Origin of the sequence: Flavobacterium maritimum (assembly GCF_040049085.1) — a bacterium.
GTDB classification, from domain to species: Bacteria; Bacteroidota; Bacteroidia; order Flavobacteriales; family Flavobacteriaceae; genus Flavobacterium; species Flavobacterium maritimum.
The window spans coordinates 16,164-33,601 of sequence record NZ_JBDLZY010000006.1 but is presented as its reverse complement, the minus strand read 5'-3'; the positions used below and the strand labels follow the sequence as shown (position 1 = coordinate 33,601).

17 protein-coding genes and 1 tRNA gene are annotated in these 17,438 nt (G+C 35.0%); 4 read left to right on the top strand and 14 right to left on the bottom strand.

All coding sequences use genetic code 11. The features are described from left to right. The first annotated feature begins 15 nt into the window (after positions 1-15). Complete coding sequence (locus ABEB23_RS13425) at positions 16-1,917, top strand: S9 family peptidase (RefSeq protein ID WP_348813121.1); 1,902 nt, start codon at positions 16-18, stop codon at positions 1,915-1,917. 67 nt (positions 1,918-1,984) lie between these two features. Here the strand turns inward: ABEB23_RS13425 and accC are convergent, their stop codons facing one another. From accC to pdxA, 6 genes are all read right to left on the bottom strand, one after another. Then, the gene (gene accC / locus ABEB23_RS13420) at positions 1,985-3,331 is read right to left on the bottom strand and encodes an acetyl-CoA carboxylase biotin carboxylase subunit (protein WP_348813120.1); all 1,347 of its coding nucleotides are present in this window, start codon (positions 3,329-3,331) and stop codon (positions 1,985-1,987) included. A gap of 91 nt (positions 3,332-3,422) precedes the next feature. Further along, complete coding sequence (gene accB / locus ABEB23_RS13415; RefSeq protein WP_348813119.1) at positions 3,423-3,902, bottom strand: acetyl-CoA carboxylase biotin carboxyl carrier protein; 480 nt, start codon at positions 3,900-3,902, stop codon at positions 3,423-3,425. A gap of 22 nt (positions 3,903-3,924) precedes the next feature. Next, positions 3,925-4,923, bottom strand: coding sequence for a beta-ketoacyl-ACP synthase III (locus tag ABEB23_RS13410; protein ID WP_348813118.1), 999 nt, complete (start codon positions 4,921-4,923; stop codon positions 3,925-3,927). A 172-nt stretch (positions 4,924-5,095) separates the two neighbouring features. Then, positions 5,096-5,290, bottom strand: coding sequence for a 50S ribosomal protein L32 (gene rpmF, locus ABEB23_RS13405; protein ID WP_007137315.1), 195 nt, complete (start codon positions 5,288-5,290; stop codon positions 5,096-5,098). 9 nt (positions 5,291-5,299) lie between these two features. Then, positions 5,300-5,842, bottom strand: a complete 543-nt coding sequence (locus ABEB23_RS13400; protein ID WP_348813117.1) for a YceD family protein — start codon at positions 5,840-5,842, stop codon at positions 5,300-5,302. A gap of 84 nt (positions 5,843-5,926) precedes the next feature. After that, a complete protein-coding gene (pdxA, locus tag ABEB23_RS13395; RefSeq protein WP_348813116.1) occupies positions 5,927-6,976 on the bottom strand; it encodes a 4-hydroxythreonine-4-phosphate dehydrogenase PdxA in 1,050 nt (349 codons plus the stop codon). 58 nt (positions 6,977-7,034) lie between these two features. Here pdxA and ABEB23_RS13390 point away from each other — a divergent pair, with 58 nt between their 5' ends. Further along, entirely contained in the window at positions 7,035-7,622 is a 588-nt protein-coding gene (locus tag ABEB23_RS13390) for a riboflavin synthase (protein ID WP_348813115.1), read from the top strand. Between the two features lie 34 nt (positions 7,623-7,656). On the opposite strand, the gene ABEB23_RS13385 is transcribed toward ABEB23_RS13390, so the two are convergent. From ABEB23_RS13385 to mce, 3 genes are all read right to left on the bottom strand, one after another. Next, the gene (locus tag ABEB23_RS13385) at positions 7,657-7,890 is read right to left on the bottom strand and encodes a hypothetical protein (protein WP_348813114.1); all 234 of its coding nucleotides are present in this window, start codon (positions 7,888-7,890) and stop codon (positions 7,657-7,659) included. Between the two features lie 208 nt (positions 7,891-8,098). Beyond that, positions 8,099-8,172: transfer RNA gene (locus ABEB23_RS13380), tRNA-Ile, on the bottom strand. A gap of 146 nt (positions 8,173-8,318) precedes the next feature. Then, positions 8,319-8,720 (bottom strand): methylmalonyl-CoA epimerase, encoded by a 402-nt coding sequence (gene mce / locus ABEB23_RS13375; protein ID WP_348813467.1) that lies wholly within the window; start codon positions 8,718-8,720, stop codon positions 8,319-8,321. A 310-nt stretch (positions 8,721-9,030) separates the two neighbouring features. On the opposite strand from mce, the gene ABEB23_RS13370 reads away from it, so the two are divergent. Beyond that, positions 9,031-10,704 (top strand): Ig-like domain-containing domain, encoded by a 1,674-nt coding sequence (locus ABEB23_RS13370; RefSeq protein WP_348813113.1) that lies wholly within the window; start codon positions 9,031-9,033, stop codon positions 10,702-10,704. Here the strand turns inward: ABEB23_RS13370 and ABEB23_RS13365 are convergent. The 5 genes from ABEB23_RS13365 to ABEB23_RS13345 form a co-directional block, all read right to left on the bottom strand. After that, positions 10,699-11,469 (bottom strand): nitrilase family protein, encoded by a 771-nt coding sequence (locus tag ABEB23_RS13365; RefSeq protein WP_348813112.1) that lies wholly within the window; start codon positions 11,467-11,469, stop codon positions 10,699-10,701. The two genes, ABEB23_RS13370 and ABEB23_RS13365, sit on opposite strands and share 6 nt — an antisense overlap. 89 nt (positions 11,470-11,558) lie before the next feature. Then, positions 11,559-12,320 (bottom strand): succinate dehydrogenase/fumarate reductase iron-sulfur subunit, encoded by a 762-nt coding sequence (locus tag ABEB23_RS13360; RefSeq protein ID WP_348813111.1) that lies wholly within the window; start codon positions 12,318-12,320, stop codon positions 11,559-11,561. Between the two features lie 26 nt (positions 12,321-12,346). Next, a complete protein-coding gene (locus tag ABEB23_RS13355; RefSeq protein WP_348813110.1) occupies positions 12,347-12,925 on the bottom strand; it encodes a hypothetical protein in 579 nt (192 codons plus the stop codon). Between the two features lie 2 nt (positions 12,926-12,927). After that, positions 12,928-14,937, bottom strand: coding sequence for a fumarate reductase/succinate dehydrogenase flavoprotein subunit (locus ABEB23_RS13350; protein ID WP_348813109.1), 2,010 nt, complete (start codon positions 14,935-14,937; stop codon positions 12,928-12,930). A 12-nt stretch (positions 14,938-14,949) separates the two neighbouring features. Then, entirely contained in the window at positions 14,950-15,615 is a 666-nt protein-coding gene (locus ABEB23_RS13345) for a succinate dehydrogenase cytochrome b subunit (RefSeq protein WP_348813108.1), read from the bottom strand. Between the two features lie 371 nt (positions 15,616-15,986). Here ABEB23_RS13345 and ABEB23_RS13340 point away from each other — a divergent pair, with 371 nt between their 5' ends. After that, the gene (locus tag ABEB23_RS13340; RefSeq protein WP_348813107.1) at positions 15,987-17,348 is read left to right on the top strand and encodes a hydroxymethylglutaryl-CoA synthase family protein; all 1,362 of its coding nucleotides are present in this window, start codon (positions 15,987-15,989) and stop codon (positions 17,346-17,348) included. The last annotated feature ends 90 nt before the right edge of the window (positions 17,349-17,438 follow it).

Below are 17,438 nucleotides of genomic sequence, written 5' to 3'. Positions count from 1 at the left end.
AAATTAATTATTTTCATGAAAAGAACACTGTTTTTAACCCTAACACTGATCAGCTTAAATGCTATGGCACAAAACGTAATGACACCCGAATTACTTTGGAAATTAGGAAGAGTAACTCCCCTGGGAATTTCTAAAGATGGAAAAAATGTAGTCTACAAACTAACAACTCCATCTGTAGAAGAAAATAAATCGGATTCTAAATTCTATATTTTACCCATAAATGGAGGAAATCCGACCGAAATAAAAGACACCAAAGAAGTGTTGACAAACAAGAATATTTCACCAGACCAGAAATATGTCGTTTACAACGAAGAAGTAAAAATCGACCCAGTTCATGGGAAAGATTTTTATCCTGAATTACAAAAATCGGATGTCCAAATCTATAACGGCTTAGATTACCGTCATTGGGATACTTGGAACGAAGGAAAGTTCAATCATGTTTTTTACAAAGAGAACAAAGAAGGTGCTATAGGTATTGATATTTTGAAAGGAGAAAATTTCGATAGCCCGCAGAAACCTTTTGGCGGAGATGAGGACTATATTTGGTCCCCAGATAGCAAAAGCATTCTTTACGTCTGCAAGAAAAAAGCTGGCACCCAATATGCCGTTTCTACCAATACCAATATTTACGAATACAATCTCGAAACCGGAAAAACTACCAACAGAACCGAAGAAAATCTGGGTTATGATACAGAACCAAAATTTTCTCCGACCGGAAATTTAACATGGCAACAAATGAAACGAGACGGCTATGAAGCCGACAAAAAAGACATTATTGTTAGTTTTAAAGGAATAAAAATGAATCTTACTGCCAATTGGGACGGAACAGTAGATCATTTTATATGGAGTCAGGACGGTAAAAAAGTATATTTTCTTGCTCCAATCGATGGGACAAAACAATTATTTGAAGTCAATTTTCCAGGATTAACAAGAATTGCCATTACTGTACGCCAAATCACAAAAGGAGATTTCGACATCAATGATTTAGTTGGTTTTTCAGGCAATACTATTATTGTTACGAGAGCCGACATGAATCATGCTTCGGAAATTTTCGCTTACGATTTAAAGAATAACACTTGGAAACAGTTGTCAAATGTAAATACTGCAACCTACGATTCATTAGCCTTGAGCAAAACCGAAAGAAGATATGTAACCACAACCGATGGTAAAAAAATGTTGGTTTGGGTTATTCTCCCTCCTAATTTCGATGCTTCTAAAAAATACCCAACGCTGTTATACTGCCAAGGAGGCCCACAAAGTGCTTTGACGCAATATTATTCTTTCCGTTGGAATTTTCAGTTAATGGCTGCCAATGGTTATATAGTAGTCGCTCCAAACCGTCGCGGTATGCAAGGCCATGGTGTAGAATGGAACGAGCAAATCAGTAAAGATTGGGGTGGACAGGTAATGGATGACTATTTATCCGCTATTGATGATGTAGCCAAAGAAAGTTATGTTGACAAAAGCAGACTGGGTTGCGTCGGAGCCAGTTATGGCGGCTATTCTGTGTTTTATTTAGCTGGAATCCACAACAACCGATTCAAAACATTTATCTCTCATGACGGAGTTTTCAATACGCAAAGCATGTATGGCACAACTGAAGAACTTTTCTTTACCAACTGGGATTTTGGTGGCGCTTATTGGGAAAAAGATAATGCTGTAGCGCAAAAAACGTACACAACTTTCAATCCGATAAACCATGTTGAAAAATGGAACACTCCAATATTGATCATACAAGGTGGAAAAGATTTTCGAGTTGCCATTGGCCAAGGACAAGAAGCTTTCCATGCCGCACAATTGCGAGGAATAAAAAGCAGATTTTTATACTTCCCAGAAGAAAATCACTGGGTTTTAAAACCACAAAACGCACAAGTTTGGCAAAAAGAATTTTTCAAATGGCTAAAAGAAACCTTATAACAGCAAAATAGTTTGCATAAAAAAACCTCACTTTTCAGTGAGGTTTTTTTATATTTAATCGCTTGTTTTATTCAGGATCATTCATTTTAAAAGTATCCATAAAGGCTGTAGTATAATCTCCAGCTATATAACGAGGATCATCCATTAATTGTCTGTGAAAAGGAATAGTTGTTTTCACACCTTCAATAACAAACTCATCCAAAGCTCTTCTCATTTTACTAATTGCTTCCTCACGAGATTGGGCAGTTGTAATCAACTTGGCAATCATAGAATCATAATTAGGCGGAATAGTATATCCAGAATACACATGCGTATCTAAACGAACTCCGTGACCACCAGGCATGTGTAGCGTAGTGATTTTACCTGGAGACGGACGAAAATCATTGTAAGGATCTTCTGCATTGATACGACATTCTATAGCGTGTAATTGTGGTAAATAATTTTTACCCGAAATTGGAATTCCCGCAGCAACCATAATTTGCTCACGAATCAAATCGTAATCAATTACTTGTTCTGTAATCGGGTGCTCTACCTGAATACGTGTATTCATTTCCATGAAGTAGAAATTACGGTGTTTATCAACCAAAAACTCTACGGTTCCGGCACCTTCGTACTTGATGTACTCAGCAGCTTTTACAGCAGCCTCACCCATCTTAGTACGTAATTCATCTGTCATAAAAGGAGAAGGAGTTTCTTCAGTCAATTTTTGATGACGACGTTGTACAGAGCAGTCTCTTTCAGAAAGATGACATGCTTTTCCATAAGAATCTCCAACAACTTGGATTTCGATATGACGTGGCTCTTCGATTAATTTCTCAAGATACATTCCGTCATTTCCGAAAGCTGCAGCTGATTCCTGACGAGCACTTTCCCATGCTTTCAACAAATCTTCTTCTTTCCAAACAGCACGCATCCCTTTTCCACCACCTCCGGCAGTAGCTTTAAGCATTACAGGATATCCGAATTGGTTTGCTAATTCTGCCGCTTGCTCATAAGATTCTAAAATTCCAACAGAACCGGGAACACAAGGAACACCAGCAGCAATCATGGTCGCTTTAGCAGAAGCTTTATCTCCCATTCTGTCAATCATTTCAGGGGAAGCACCAATAAATTTAATCCCGTGTTCTTGGCATATTTTCGAGAACTTAGCGTTCTCAGAAAGGAATCCATAACCAGGGTGAATTGCATCTGCATTGGTAATTTCTGCAGCAGCAATAATATTTGACATTTTCAAATAGGATAAGTTACTTGGAGGTGGTCCTATACAAACCGCTTCATCAGCAAACTTAACATGAAGACTTTCTGCATCGGCAGTAGAATAAACAGCTACTGTTTTAATTCCCATTTCCTTGCAAGTTCTAATTACGCGAAGCGCAATTTCTCCCCTATTTGCAATTAGTATTTTTTTAAACATCTTTTCGAAATTTTAAATTATAAATTATAAATTTTAAATTTATTGAATGACAATAAAAATTCATCATACAAAATTCATCATTCAAAATTTCTTATGATGGATCAACTAAAAATAAAGGCTGATCAAATTCAACTGGAGACATATCATCTACTAATATTTTCACGATTTTACCTGACACTTCAGATTCAATTTCGTTAAATAATTTCATAGCCTCAATAACACAAAGAACATCTCCTTTAGAAATGGTATTCCCAACTTCAACAAAAACAGGCTTGTCTGGAGATGGTTTTCTATAGAAAGTTCCAATGATTGGAGATTTTATAGTGATGTATTTTGAATCTTCAACGGCTGGAGTTTCAGGACTTGCAGCAACCGGAGCAATTTGTTGCGGAGCTACTGCCTGATGAAGAACAGGTTGAGATGGCATTTGTTGTACATACGTGGTCTCTGTAACATTGCCTTCCAAAGTTGTTCTAATGGTGATTTTAACATCGTCCATCTCTAATTTAACTTCGGCAACTCCAGAATTTGCCACAAATTTGATTAGGTTTTGAATTTCTTTTAAATCCATAATACTTGTTTTTAGTTTAAATTTATTGTTTATCGTAAGCCCATTTCAGATAGATAGATCCCCAAGTGAATCCTCCACCAAAAGCGGCCAATATAATATTGTCTCCTTTTTTGAACAAATGCTCGAAATCATATAGAACTAATGGCAAGGTTGCAGAAGTAGTATTTCCATATTTTTCAATATTCATCAATACTTTTGAATCATCTAAATTCATTCTACTGGCCGTTGCATCAATAATTCGTTTATTTGCCTGATGTGGAACCAACCAATCAACATCTTCGTTGGTCAGATTATTTCTTTTCACCACAAGCTCACTTGCATCAGCCATATTCGTTACTGCATATTTAAAAACCGTTTTTCCGTCTTGAATAATATTATGCATATTATTGTTAACGGTTTCTAATGAGGTAGGAACCAAAGAACCTCCGGCAGGAATTTTAAGAAAATCACGACCAATTCCATCGCTACGTAAATATTCATCTTGCAATCCTAATCCTTCATAATTAGGCTCAAACAAAACTGCACCCGCACCATCACCAAAGATGATACAAGTAGATCTGTCAGTATAATCTACGATAGAAGACATTTTATCGGCTCCTATAAGTAGTACTTTTTTATATCTTCCTGATTGAATGTAAGCTGCTGCAGTAGACATTCCGTATAAAAAACTGGAACACGCAGCTTGTAAATCATAAGCAAAAGCATTTGTTGCTCCAATTTCAGTAGCCACATATACTCCCGTTGATGCAACTGGCATATCCGGTGTTGCAGTTGCCATTATTAACAAATCAATCTCTAAAGGATCAATATTTGCTTTAGCCAATAAATCTTGTGCGGCTTTTATAGCCAGGAATGAAGTTCCTTTACTATCATCTTTAAGAATTCTTCTTTCTTTTATTCCTGTACGAGTGGTAATCCATTCGTCATTGGTATCTACCATGGTTTCAAGAACTTTGTTAGAAAGAACAAAGTCCGGAACATAAGCTCCAACAGCGGTAATTGCGGCTGTAATTGTATTCATTGTATCCGATTATTTCTATCAAATGCAAGCATTTGAAAAATTTTTAAAAGACTTGAAAATTACAAAAAAAATTCCAAACCTATTGTTTTAGAACTCCTTATTTAACGAAAATTACAAACAACAAAAAAAACTCTCACATAGTGAGAGTTCTCATATTATTTACAAAAATGTATTAAGCAACAGCTACAGATTTATCTATAACAACTTGTCCTCTGTAGTACATTTTACCTTCATGCCAGTAAGCTCTGTGGTATAAATGTGCCTCTCCAGTAATTGGACAAGTAGCGATTTGAGCTACAGTAGCTTTATAATGTGTTCTTCTCTTATCTCTTCTTGTTTTCGAGATTTTTCTCTTAGGATGTGCCATTTTACTATATTATTTATCCGTTAATAGTTGCTTTAATTTGTCCCAACGCGGGTCAATATTTTCTTCTTTCTTATTTTCTTCTTTCTGTTCCTTTACAGCTAATTCATTCAATTTTATCAAGGCTTCTGTTTTTAAACTTCCGTCTTTTACACCTGGATGAACTCGTCTAAGAGGCACCGACAACACAATCATTTCATAAACATATTGCGCGACATCAATTTCAAATTCACCATGAGGCAAAATAAGTAATTCTTCATTGTCATTATTAAAAGTTTCTCCAAAACGAACAATTAAATTCATTTTACCCTTTATAGGTAAATCAAAATCTTCGCCGGTGAGATCACAAGGAACATTTACAGTCCCTTTATGTTTGAAACTCAACTCCAACATGGTGCTTTTTTTCTCTAAAACTAAATTTACTTTGATATCTGAATTTTGAAATTCATGATAATCAAAGATCTCAAAGAACTTGTTACTTATTTGATATTCAAAATGATGTTTTCCTAGCTTTAATCCTATAAAAGGAATTAAATAATCTTTCGTCTTATTCATTTCAACAACAATTTGCCCTAAACTTCGGGAGTGCAAAGATATAAAATTATTATAAATCTAATAATGTTATTCCGCTTTTTTTGTTTATAGCTGTTTTTCTTTTGTTTTTAGGGGTTTTTGACTAATTTCCAGATACTGATTTCGGGAATTATAAATATCAATAGCCAAATAAACCGCCTCTTTAAACGAATTATAATCCGCCACACCCTTTCCGGCGATGTCATAAGCGGTACCATGGTCCGGCGATGTTCTAATCTTACTCAAACCTGCAGTATAATTTACTCCCTTACCAAACGATAAAGTCTTAAAAGGAATTAATCCCTGATCATGATAAGTAGCAATTACGGCATCATAATTCTCATATTGATTGCTCCCAAAAAACCCATCAGCAGCAAAAGGACCAAAAACAAGTGTTCCTTTATCAAATATTTTTCTCAAAGTCGGCCTCAGTATTGCATCTTCCTCTCCTCCAATCACACCACCATCACCACAATGCGGATTTAATCCCAAAACTGCAATTCGCGGTTTGTTAATACTAAAATCCTGAATTAATGATTGTTTAACCGTTTCAATTTTTTTCACGATCAACTCTTCGGTAAGATGCGATGCCACTTCACTCAATGGAATATGATCGGTCAACAACCCAACCCTAAGCGAATCTTGAACCATCAACATAAGGGCATTCCCTTCCAATTCTTGCTCTAAATAATCCGTATGACCCGGAAATTTAAATGATTCGGACTGGATATTATATTTATTTATTGGCGCGGTCACCAATACATCAATCAATCCTTCTTTCAAAGCTTTAGTTGCCGCAACAAATGACTTAATCGCATAAGCTCCCACTTTATCATCGTTCTCACCAAAATTCAAATCAATCCCTTCTCTCCAAACATTCAGCACATTAATCTTCCCTAAAACAATTTGATCCAATCGATCAATCCCATGAACTGGAGCAGTTGACTCAAAATTTCTTTTCACGAAAGAAACTATTTTTACATTAGCAAAAATAACAGGCGTACAAAGCTCTAACATTCGCGAATCTTCAAATGTTTTTAGAATAACTTCGCTTCCAATACCGTTTAAATCTCCTATAGAAATTCCAACTATTATATTTTCTGCTTTTTTCATCATGACCTCACGTTATTTATTACTAATTTTGAGGTACAAATTTAGTAAAATAAAACAAGAAATGTTTACAGGAATAATAGAAACCCTTGGCACCGTCCAAGAAATAAAAAAAGACAAAGACAATATTCACATTACGATAGATTCTAATATAACAAATGAACTACAAATCGACCAAAGCGTAGCACATAACGGCATTTGTTTAACAGTGGTCGACATCAAAAACAGTCTTTACACCGTCACAGCAATCGGAGAAACAATAAAAAAAACAAACATTTCTAATTGGAAAACCGGAGACAGCATTAATCTGGAAAGAGCCATGAAATTAGGAGACCGACTGGATGGACACATCGTACAAGGACATGTTGACCAAACTGGAACCTGCACCTCCATTAAAGAAACCAACGGAAGCTGGCAGTACACTTTTGAATACGACCCATCCCTCAGCAACATTACTATTGAAAAAGGATCCATTACAGTAAACGGAGTAAGCTTAACAGTTGTAGATTCGAAGAAAAATGAATTTAGCGTCGCAATTATACCCTATACTCACGAACATACCAATTTCAAAAACTTTGAAGTAGGCACTAAAATAAATCTCGAATTTGACGTAATAGGGAAATACGTTTCAAGACTATACAGTAATAAATAGACAACAGTCATTTTCATAAAACAAAAGCTCCAATTTAAATTGGAGCTTTTGTTTTTAGTTTATTTTTATAAATAACATAAATACCCAGCAGTAATGCCACGATTAACAAAAAGAAAATATTTTCATCTATCGGCCATCCCGGCGGCCCAGCCAGAGACGGATCACTCATCGCAGTAGGCTTTGGCGGCGGCGGAGCTGCAGCCATATCAAACACTACTCCCAACAGGAAAGCAATTAAGACACTAATTTTATTTGAAACAATTTTCATATTTCTCAAAAGTACTAAATCAATTGTTTAAAAAAAATTATTTTTAAAAACACAACGCAGATATATACAATCTATTGTCAAAATTAGAACAGTTTATTATGACAACCAAGACACCTCTTCATAAAAATAAGTTTTTATTAACCAAACGCTACGTTTTTATTGCTAATAAAAAAAACCTCTCAAAATAAATAACTTTGAGAGGTTGTTGTGGTCCCACCTGGGCTCGAACCAGGGACCACCTGATTATGAGTCAGGTGCTCTAACCAACTGAGCTATAGGACCGGTTTAGAGTTTGCAATATTACTACTATTTTTTATTAGCTACAAATATTTTTGAACTAGATTTTCATATAGTTGCATTATTTACAAATCAAAAAAAGAAACCGTCTGATTATTAAGATGCTATTCAAACTATTTCTCTTAAATAAATTATTTTATTTCCTGACACAATTCAATCAAAACTCCATTAGTGCTTTTTGGATGTAAAAAAGCTACCCATTTATTATCAGCTCCTTTTTTAGGAACCTCATTCAAAACAACAAATCCTTCGTTTTTTAAACGCGTAATCTCCGACACGATGTCTTCAACATCAAAGGCAATATGATGAATTCCTTCTCCCTTTTTCTCAATAAATTTAGCAATAGGACTTTCTGGGTTAGTCGCTGCCAAAAGTTCAATCTTATTTGGACCATTATTAAAAAAAGATGTTGTCACCCCTTCACTTTCCACATCTTCAAATTTATACGCCGGAGCACCCAACAGTTTTTCAAACAGCAAATTCGAAATCTCTAAATCCTTAACCGCAATTCCAATATGTTCTATTTTTTTCATCATTTAAATCATTTATTAAACAAGAAGTCAAATTCATTTCTCATTAATCATCGCATAAAATTAGATTTAAAATTGCACATTCGAAAACAAATAGATCATGGATTACAAAAAAATAAATTAAAAGCAAAAATGTCATTTTTCGAAACTCCCGCCTTAACTAGAATCATCCTTGAAACATCTCACGTAGTGAAATCCGTCTAACCCAAATATCCAAAAAGAGAATCCCTACCTACACCATAATATTTCGATAAAAAGTTTCGATAACAGTAAATATAATTGTTATTTTGTGGAACCTAATTTTTGATCTGTTATGTTGAAAAACAATTTTAAATATAGTATCGCACTTCTACTTCTAGTTGTCATTGGTTGCGCAAAAAGAGGAAGCATAACAGGAGGATTGAAAGACACGATTGCCCCAGTTCTAAAAGCAAGCTTCCCAAAGAATTTCAGCACCAACTTTAAAGGAAATGAAATTAAACTGACTTTTGACGAATTCATTAAATTAAAAGACCTGAAAAAGCAGCTCATCATTTCACCGCCAATGAAAAATGAGCCTCTCATTCTGCCTACAACTTCCAGCAAATTTATTACCATAAAAATAAATGACACGCTTCAACCCAATACAACCTACAGCTTTAATTTCGGGCAAAGTATAGCCGACAATAATGAGGGCAATCCATACAATCAATTTAAATATATATTTTCAACGGGAGACTATATCGACTCACTGGCTATCGGGGGGCGAGTGAAAGACGCTTACAACAAAGAGGTAGAATCATTTGTTTCGGTCATGCTTTACGAAGTAAACAACACCTTCAAAGATTCTGTGGTTTACAATGAAACACCTCGATATATCACAAACACATTGGACAGTCTAAAAACATTTCGATTGGAGAATTTAAAAGCAGGAAAATATCTTCTAGTGGCGATGAAAGACTACAATAACAACAATAAATTTAATCCTAAAAACGACAAAATTGGATTTATAAAACAATTTATCTCTATCCCGAATGATACTGTTTTTGAATTAGAATTATTCAAAGAAACACTTCCGTTTAAAACATACAAACCAAGCCAGGCATCTGGAAACAGATTAGTAATGGGTTATGAAGGAAAAGCAAACTTACCCAATGCATTACCAAAAGTAAGCTTGAAAAACAATAGCGAAACTTTACCCGCTATAGTTACCCAATTACCCAAAAAAGACTCTTTACAAATTTGGTATAAACCAATAAAAGCAGATTCGTTAAGTTTGACTGTAACCAGAGATAAATACGAAAGCAATTATGTCGTTAAAATAAAAGATCAGAAAAAAGACACCTTGAACATTACCGCAGTTCAAAAAGGAATCCTAAATTTCAGGGATCGATTCACTTTAGAATCAGCAACCCCATTAGTAACTTTTGATAATTCAAAAATAAAACTGACAAATAAAGACTCTGTTTCCGTACCATTTAAAACGGAATATGATGATTTTAATCAACTATTGTATTTTGATTTCCAAAAAGAAGCTTCAGAAAAATACACTTTTACACTGTTACCAGGAGCCTTAACTGATTTTTACGAAAAATCTAACGATACTTTAGTTTACAGCTTAGGTACTAAAAACCCATCTGATTACGGAAATCTTACTGTTACTTTACAAAACGCAAAACGATTCCCCATGATTATAGAATTGACCAATGCAAAAGGAGATGTTATCACTTCTGAGTACAGCGAAAACAATCCTGTTATTACTTTTAATTTACTCGAGCCTGCGGTTTTTTCACTGCGCGCTATCTATGATGACAACAAAAACAAAATGTATGACCCAGGAAGTTATTTAGAAAAAAGATATTCCGAAGAGGTAATTTATTTTTCTAAAGAAATAGATGTTCGTGCCAATTGGGATGTGGAACAACCGTTTGACCTGAGTCTGCCGTATATGCCGGAACCAAAACCAAAAAAGAAAACAGAAAAAAAGAAGAGCAACAATAAACTATAAATCCTTTAATACAAAAGAGTCTCGATCGTTAAGAAAACCAAGTTTCTTTCTAGCTTCAATCATCTTTTCCTTACTCAATTCCACAATAAAAACATCTTCTGCTTCTTGCGGCTCAAGAACATAATTCCCAAGAAAATCGACTGCTTGTGAATGACCGACGTATTCCAAATTGTTATTATCAAAGCCATTTCTATTCACACCGATAACATAGCACATGTTTTCAACCGCTCGTGCCCTGATCAAAACATCCCAGGCATTGATACGCGGTTTTGGCCAACTCGCAACATACAAAAGCAAATCATAATCTTCTGTGTTTCGTGAAAAAACCGGAAAACGTAGGTCATAACATACCAACGGACATATTTTCCATCCTAAATACTCAATTATGATTTTTTGACTACCTCTACTATATATCCTATCTTCTCCAGCAAGGGTAAACAAATGTTTTTTATCATAATACTGCATTTCCCCAGAAGGAAAAACAAAAAGTAATCTATTATAAAAACCTCCATCTTCTTCTACAATCAGACTTCCTGTAATGGCACATTTTTGGACTTTTGCCAAGGTTTGCAACCAAACAATTGTTTCGCCTTGCATCGTCTCTGCAAGCTGTTCTGGATTCATTGTAAATCCTGTAGTAAACATTTCCGGAAGCACAACTAAATCTACCCTTCCAACAATCCCATTAATTGCTTCCTCGAAATATTTTCGATTCAATTTTGGGTTTTCCCACATAATTGACGATTGGATTAAAGCTACTTTCATAATTTAAAATTACACATTTTATGGCTATTCTGTAAACAAAAAACGTCCCAATTTCTCGGGACGCTTTTGATATAAACTATTTTGAAATATTATTTCAAACTTGCTGATAAAAATTCTCTGTTCATACGAGCGATGTTTTCTAAAGAAATTCCTTTCGGACATTCTACTTCACAAGCACCTGTGTTAGTACAGTTACCAAAACCTTCTTCGTCCATTTGACGAACCATGTTCAACACACGATTGGTAGCTTCCACTTTCCCTTGCGGCAATAAGGCATATTGCGAAACTTTAGCTCCAACAAATAACATAGCAGAACCATTTTTACAAGTTGCCACACAAGCACCGCAACCGATACAAGCAGCTGCTTCAAATGCCTTATCAGCATCGCCTTTAGGAACTGGAATAGTATTGGCATCGATAGTATTTCCAGAAGTATTCACCGAAACGAATCCTCCTGCTTGTTGAATTCTATCAAAAGCTGTTCTGTCCACAACTAAATCTTTAATCACTGGAAAAGCGGCACTTCTCCATGGCTCAACAACAATCGTATCACCATCATTGAACATTCTCATGTGCAATTGACAAGTAGTGATTCCAGTATCTGGTCCATGAGCACGTCCATTGATATACAAAGAACACATTCCGCAAATTCCTTCACGACAATCATGGTCGAATGCGATTGGCTCTTTTCTTTCACTTACTAATTGCTCGTTCAACTGGTCTAACATTTCCAGAAATGAACTGGCTGTAGAAACATCATTTAGTTTGTATGTTTCCATTTTCCCTTTTTCTTTGGAGTTTTTTTGACGCCAAATATTAAGGGTTATATTGATATTTTTTGCTGCGCTCATAATTTTTATTTTTTTATTTGCTGCTATTAAATTTTATTCGCATTCTCAAAATTCATATCTTTTGAAAGAACTTCAATTTTATTAGATTTTTTTTCTTTTAACTCGTTATATTTTTCTAGTCCTTTCATAATATTTTCTTGTTTATCAACAGAATTTATAACCTCAGGATTATACACTATCATCTTTTCATTTTTGACAATTTTATACAAATCTTTTTGAGCTTGTTTGTTATTTGGTTTCAATGGAACTACTGAAACTCCAACTATGAAAGCTCCCATTTGTCCCTGAACATCAATAACGTATGTTTTGTTTGGCTCTAACTCTGCTTCTACAAAATCTCTGTTCTCAGAAGCAGCCCAAAATAAATGCTGTCCTGGCTCACATTCGTATACTACATATTCTTTATAGACCAATTGACCTAAAAATTTATCTTTATCATAAACTCTGAAATTCAACGCAAAACCAGTACTATTGGATCTTACAAAATAAACTAAAGATTTTCCTTCTTTAGGTTTTTTTAATTCTTGATTAGCATCTTGCGCATTTGCAAAAAAAGAGAATAAATAAACGCTAACTATTAATAGCTTCACTAATTTTTGTCTCATTTTTATTTGTAATTTCTTGCGGCTATTTTAATAAACTCGTATTTCAATTCTTCTTTATGAAGTTCTTCTTTGTTGATGTCGTCTCCTTTGTATTCCCAAGCACCCACAAATTTGAAGTTTTCATCATCACGCAACGTTTCTCCTTCAGCATCTTGATATTCTTCACGGAAGTGACCTCCACAAGATTCTTTACGTTGTAATCCATCGATAGCCATTAATTGTCCTAATTCAATAAAATCAGCAACACGAAGTGCTTTTTCTAATTCCGCGTTCATTTCATCTGCACTACCAGGAACATAAACATCTTTATAGAACTCTTCTTTTAAAGCAGCAATTTCGACAATGGCTTCTTTCAACCCTTTCTCATTACGCCCCATTCCAACTTTATTCCACATAATCAAACCTAAACGTTTGTGGAAATGATCCACCGTTTTTGTTCCATTATTAGTTAAGAATTTAGTGATTGAATCTTTTACATTTTTTTCAGCCTCAATAAATTCTGGTAAATCAGTAGAAATTTTCCCAGTACGAATATCATCTGCCAAATAATCAGAAACAGTGTAAGGCAATACGAAATAACCATCAGCCAAACCTTGCATCAAAGCAGAAGCTCCCAAACGGTTTGCTCCGTGATCAGAGAAGTTAGCTTCCCCCGCAACGAAACAACCCGGAATTGTAGATTGTAAGTTATAATCCACCCAAACACCACCCATGGTATAGTGAACCGCAGGATAGATTTTCATTGGAGTTTCATAAGGATTCTCGTCAGTGATTTTTTGATACATAGTAAACAAGTTACCGTATTTTTCCTCTAACCATTTTTTACCTAATGAAGTAATTTCTTCTTGAGAAGGATTATGATTTCCTTTGGCATAAGCCGTTTGTTTCCCTTTGTTTTGAATCTCTGATGAGAAATCCAAATAAACTCCTTCATTGGTATCATTAGCCTCAATTCCGTGACCAGCATCACAAACCTCTTTTGCTGCTCTAGAAGCAACATCACGTGGAACTAAGTTACCAAATGCTGGATATTTTCTTTCTAAGTAGTAATCTCTATCTTCTTCTGCAATTTGCGTTGGCTTCATTTTACCAGCACGAATAGCTTCTGCATCTTCTTTCTTCTTTGGAACCCAAATACGTCCAGAGTTTCTCAATGACTCTGACATCAACGTTAATTTAGATTGATTGGTACCGTGAACTGGAATACAAGTTGGGTGAATTTGCACATAACAAGGATTTGCGAACAAAGCTCCTTGCTTGTGAATTTTCCAACTAGCAGTAACGTTTGATCCCATTGCATTTGTAGAAAGAAAGTAAACGTTTCCGTATCCACCTGAAGCAATAATTACAGCATGAGCAGAATGTCTTTCGATCTCCCCTGTAATCAAGTTACGAGCAATGATTCCACGAGCTTTCCCATCAACTTTCACCAATTCTAACATTTCGTGACGATTATACATATCGATACGTCCTAAACCAATTTGTCTGGATAATGCAGAATAAGCACCCAACAACAATTGTTGACCTGTTTGTCCCGCAGCGTAAAAAGTACGTTGCACTTGTGTACCTCCAAAAGAACGGTTATCCAACAATCCACCATAATCACGTGCAAAAGGAACTCCTTGTGCCACACATTGATCAATGATATTACCTGAAACTTCGGCTAAACGGTGAACGTTTGCCTCACGCGCTCTGTAATCTCCTCCTTTTATGGTATCATAAAACAGACGGAAAGTACTATCTCCATCATTTTGATAATTTTTTGCTGCATTGATACCTCCTTGCGCTGCAATTGAGTGTGCACGTCTTGGAGAATCTTGATAACAAAATGCTTTTACATTATAACCCATTTCGGCAAAAGATGCTGCTGCAGATGCACCAGCTAATCCAGTTCCGACAACAATGATATCTATTTTTGGTCGGTTGTTTGGAGCAACTAACTTTAAGTGGTCTTTATAATCAGTCCATTTCTGTGAAATGTGACCTTCTGGTATTTTAGAATCTAGTTTCATTATAGATTGATATTAATGATTAAAATGATGAAATAGCGCGATGAAAATAAATCCAAAAGGAACTATAATTGCAAAAGCATAGCATATTTTATGCAATGATTTCCCAATTTTATTATCGAATCCAATTGACTGTAAAGAGGATGTGAATCCATGCCAAAGATGTACCGCTAACAATAAAAAAGAAATAGAGTAAATCCCTGTACGTATTGGATTCTCAAATTTCTCAACCATTTCATGAAAATATCTTGTTTCATCAATAGCATTTACTGCTATATACTTGTAGTTCATTTCTTGAACCCAAAAATCAAAGAAATGTAAGCCTAAAAAGGCCAACACTACCAAACCGGAAATAATCATGTTTCTAGACGCCCATGAAGAATTTGAAGCGCCATCAAATTTTGCATAAGCAACAGGCCTAGCTTTTCTATTTTTCAACTCCAATACGAAACCCATAACGAAGTGAAAAATAACTCCCGCAACTAATATTGGTTGCATTACAAACTGGATTAAAGGATTATAACCCATAAAATGAGACATTTCATTGTAAGTATCGGCACTAAACACCGAAATTAAGTTAACAAAAAAATGTAATGATAGAAACATAATCAAAAAAAGTCCCGAAAGAGCCATTGCAACTTTTTTCGCAATGGAAGACTTTAATAACGTAGATTTTGCCATAAGAATTTGTATAAAATTTATAAAAAAGTTACGCAAAAATAAACCAATTTGAAAGAAACTACAACCATTTCGTGACTATTTATAATGGTTTTAAAGTGTTCAAGCTCAGAAACAAACAAATCTTTAAAAACCAAGACCTAAAACATTAATTTCCTGAATATTAGTTAAACAAAAGCAAAAAAACACAAGAGTCACACATTACTAAATCAGCTAGTTTACTATCCTTTTTTAAAATATAATTATACAATCAATAATTTTAAGCAATTATTTATTTGTAATCCATAAAAATACAAAAAAACACTATTTTGTGTATATAAAAAAATTGCAGTTTCAATACGTAATTTTAACTTTACAGGTTAAAAAAAACAAACATGATAACCGGAATTGATGCCATCGCTTTTGATGTTGCCAAAATACACTTACCCATAAAAACTTTGGCAAAAGCCAGAAATATAGAGCCCGAAAAATTAGAAAAAGGCTTAGGTTTAATTAAAATGACTTTACCGGACACACACCAGGACACCGTTGTTTTTGGCGCCAATGCCCTAACAAAATTGATTACCGAAAACCAAATCAATCTTGATGAAATAGCACGAATTTATGTTGGCACCGAAAGCGCTATCGACAACTCAAAACCGATCGGATCCTTTTTAGTCTCCTTGATGGAACAAAAATTTGGAGAAAATACTTTATCCGAGTGTGATGTAGTCGACTTCACATTTGCTTGTATCGGTGGTGTTGATGCTTTACAAAACTGCATTGATTTCGTAACTTTAAATCCAACCAAAAAAGCAATTGTTGTTACTACCGATTTTGCAAAATACGATTTAAACTCCACCGGAGAATACACCCAAGGCGCAGGAGCTTTAGCCATGCTAGTCACATCAAATCCAAGAATAATTTCTTTTGAAAACAATTGGGCAACTAGTACCAAAGGTGTTTTTGATTTCTTCAAACCCTACCGTACCCTTTCTAAAAAAGAAATAATCGGAAACGACAACAATCAGAATTGGTTTGACAACCTGGAAAGCGAAATTGAAATCCATAAGGACCAACCTGTTTTCGACGGCCAGTATTCCAACCAGTGTTACATGGACAGAACCAGAGACGCCTATTTTTCGTTCAAAAAACTTAAAAACACTTCTGAAACCATTTATAATTCCTGGGAAAGCATCATCATGCATTTGCCTTATTCGTTCCAAGGTCGTCGTATGCTTTCAGAGATTTACGCTTTGGATGCTGACACAAAAATAATTTCAGGGAACGAATCGCCAACTGATTACCAAAACAAATTAAAGGAAGTAAGCAAATCGGATGAATACCGAACTTTTGTTAGTCAAAAACTACAACCGGCCGAAATCGCCTCTTCATTAATTGGAAACCTATACACCGGCTCTATTTTCATGGGACTACTATCGACTTTAGCGCATTTTTATGATTCCAAAAACGAAGTATCCGGCAAAAAATTTGGTTTTCTTGCTTACGGAAGCGGATCAAAATCTAAAGTTTTCGAAGGTACCATACAGCCTGACTGGAAAACAGCAGTTGCTTCAGTAAATTTATTTGAAACTTTAGAAAAAAGCTTTGAAATTGGTTTTGAAACCTACGAAAAACTCCACAAGAAAGAGCAAAAACAAAGCATTCAACTACCCAAAAACGAATGGATATTAGACAGAATAGAAACAGAAATTCCAAATTTAATAGGCGCCCGTTATTACAAATGGGTTAATTAGATTTAACTATTTTCCATCTAAAAACAAAATGTATCGAGAACAACTTTAGTAATAGAGTTCTCGATACATTTTTTTTTAAAATCAATAACT

Excerpts from the sequence above, each read along its gene's own strand:
- ABEB23_RS13425 (WP_348813121.1), top strand. The coding sequence starts at position 16 with ATGAAAAGAACACTGTTTTTAACCCTAACACTGATCAGCTTAAATGCT.
- accC (WP_348813120.1), bottom strand. The coding sequence starts at position 3,331 with ATGTTTAAAAAAATACTAATTGCAAATAGGGGAGAAATTGCGCTTCGC.
- accB (WP_348813119.1), bottom strand. The coding sequence starts at position 3,902 with ATGGATTTAAAAGAAATTCAAAACCTAATCAAATTTGTGGCAAATTCT.
- ABEB23_RS13410 (WP_348813118.1), bottom strand. The coding sequence starts at position 4,923 with ATGAATACAATTACAGCCGCAATTACCGCTGTTGGAGCTTATGTTCCG.
- rpmF (WP_007137315.1), bottom strand. The coding sequence starts at position 5,290 with ATGGCACATCCTAAGAGAAAAATCTCGAAAACAAGAAGAGATAAGAGA.
- ABEB23_RS13400 (WP_348813117.1), bottom strand. The coding sequence starts at position 5,842 with ATGAATAAGACGAAAGATTATTTAATTCCTTTTATAGGATTAAAGCTA.
- pdxA (WP_348813116.1), bottom strand. The coding sequence starts at position 6,976 with ATGATGAAAAAAGCAGAAAATATAATAGTTGGAATTTCTATAGGAGAT.
- ABEB23_RS13390 (WP_348813115.1), top strand. The coding sequence starts at position 7,035 with ATGTTTACAGGAATAATAGAAACCCTTGGCACCGTCCAAGAAATAAAA.
- ABEB23_RS13385 (WP_348813114.1), bottom strand. The coding sequence starts at position 7,890 with ATGAAAATTGTTTCAAATAAAATTAGTGTCTTAATTGCTTTCCTGTTG.
- mce (WP_348813467.1), bottom strand. The coding sequence starts at position 8,720 with ATGAAAAAAATAGAACATATTGGAATTGCGGTTAAGGATTTAGAGATT.
- ABEB23_RS13370 (WP_348813113.1), top strand. The coding sequence starts at position 9,031 with ATGTTGAAAAACAATTTTAAATATAGTATCGCACTTCTACTTCTAGTT.
- ABEB23_RS13365 (WP_348813112.1), bottom strand. The coding sequence starts at position 11,469 with ATGAAAGTAGCTTTAATCCAATCGTCAATTATGTGGGAAAACCCAAAA.
- ABEB23_RS13360 (WP_348813111.1), bottom strand. The coding sequence starts at position 12,320 with ATGAGCGCAGCAAAAAATATCAATATAACCCTTAATATTTGGCGTCAA.
- ABEB23_RS13355 (WP_348813110.1), bottom strand. The coding sequence starts at position 12,925 with ATGAGACAAAAATTAGTGAAGCTATTAATAGTTAGCGTTTATTTATTC.
- ABEB23_RS13350 (WP_348813109.1), bottom strand. The coding sequence starts at position 14,937 with ATGAAACTAGATTCTAAAATACCAGAAGGTCACATTTCACAGAAATGG.
- ABEB23_RS13345 (WP_348813108.1), bottom strand. The coding sequence starts at position 15,615 with ATGGCAAAATCTACGTTATTAAAGTCTTCCATTGCGAAAAAAGTTGCA.
- ABEB23_RS13340 (WP_348813107.1), top strand. The coding sequence starts at position 15,987 with ATGATAACCGGAATTGATGCCATCGCTTTTGATGTTGCCAAAATACAC.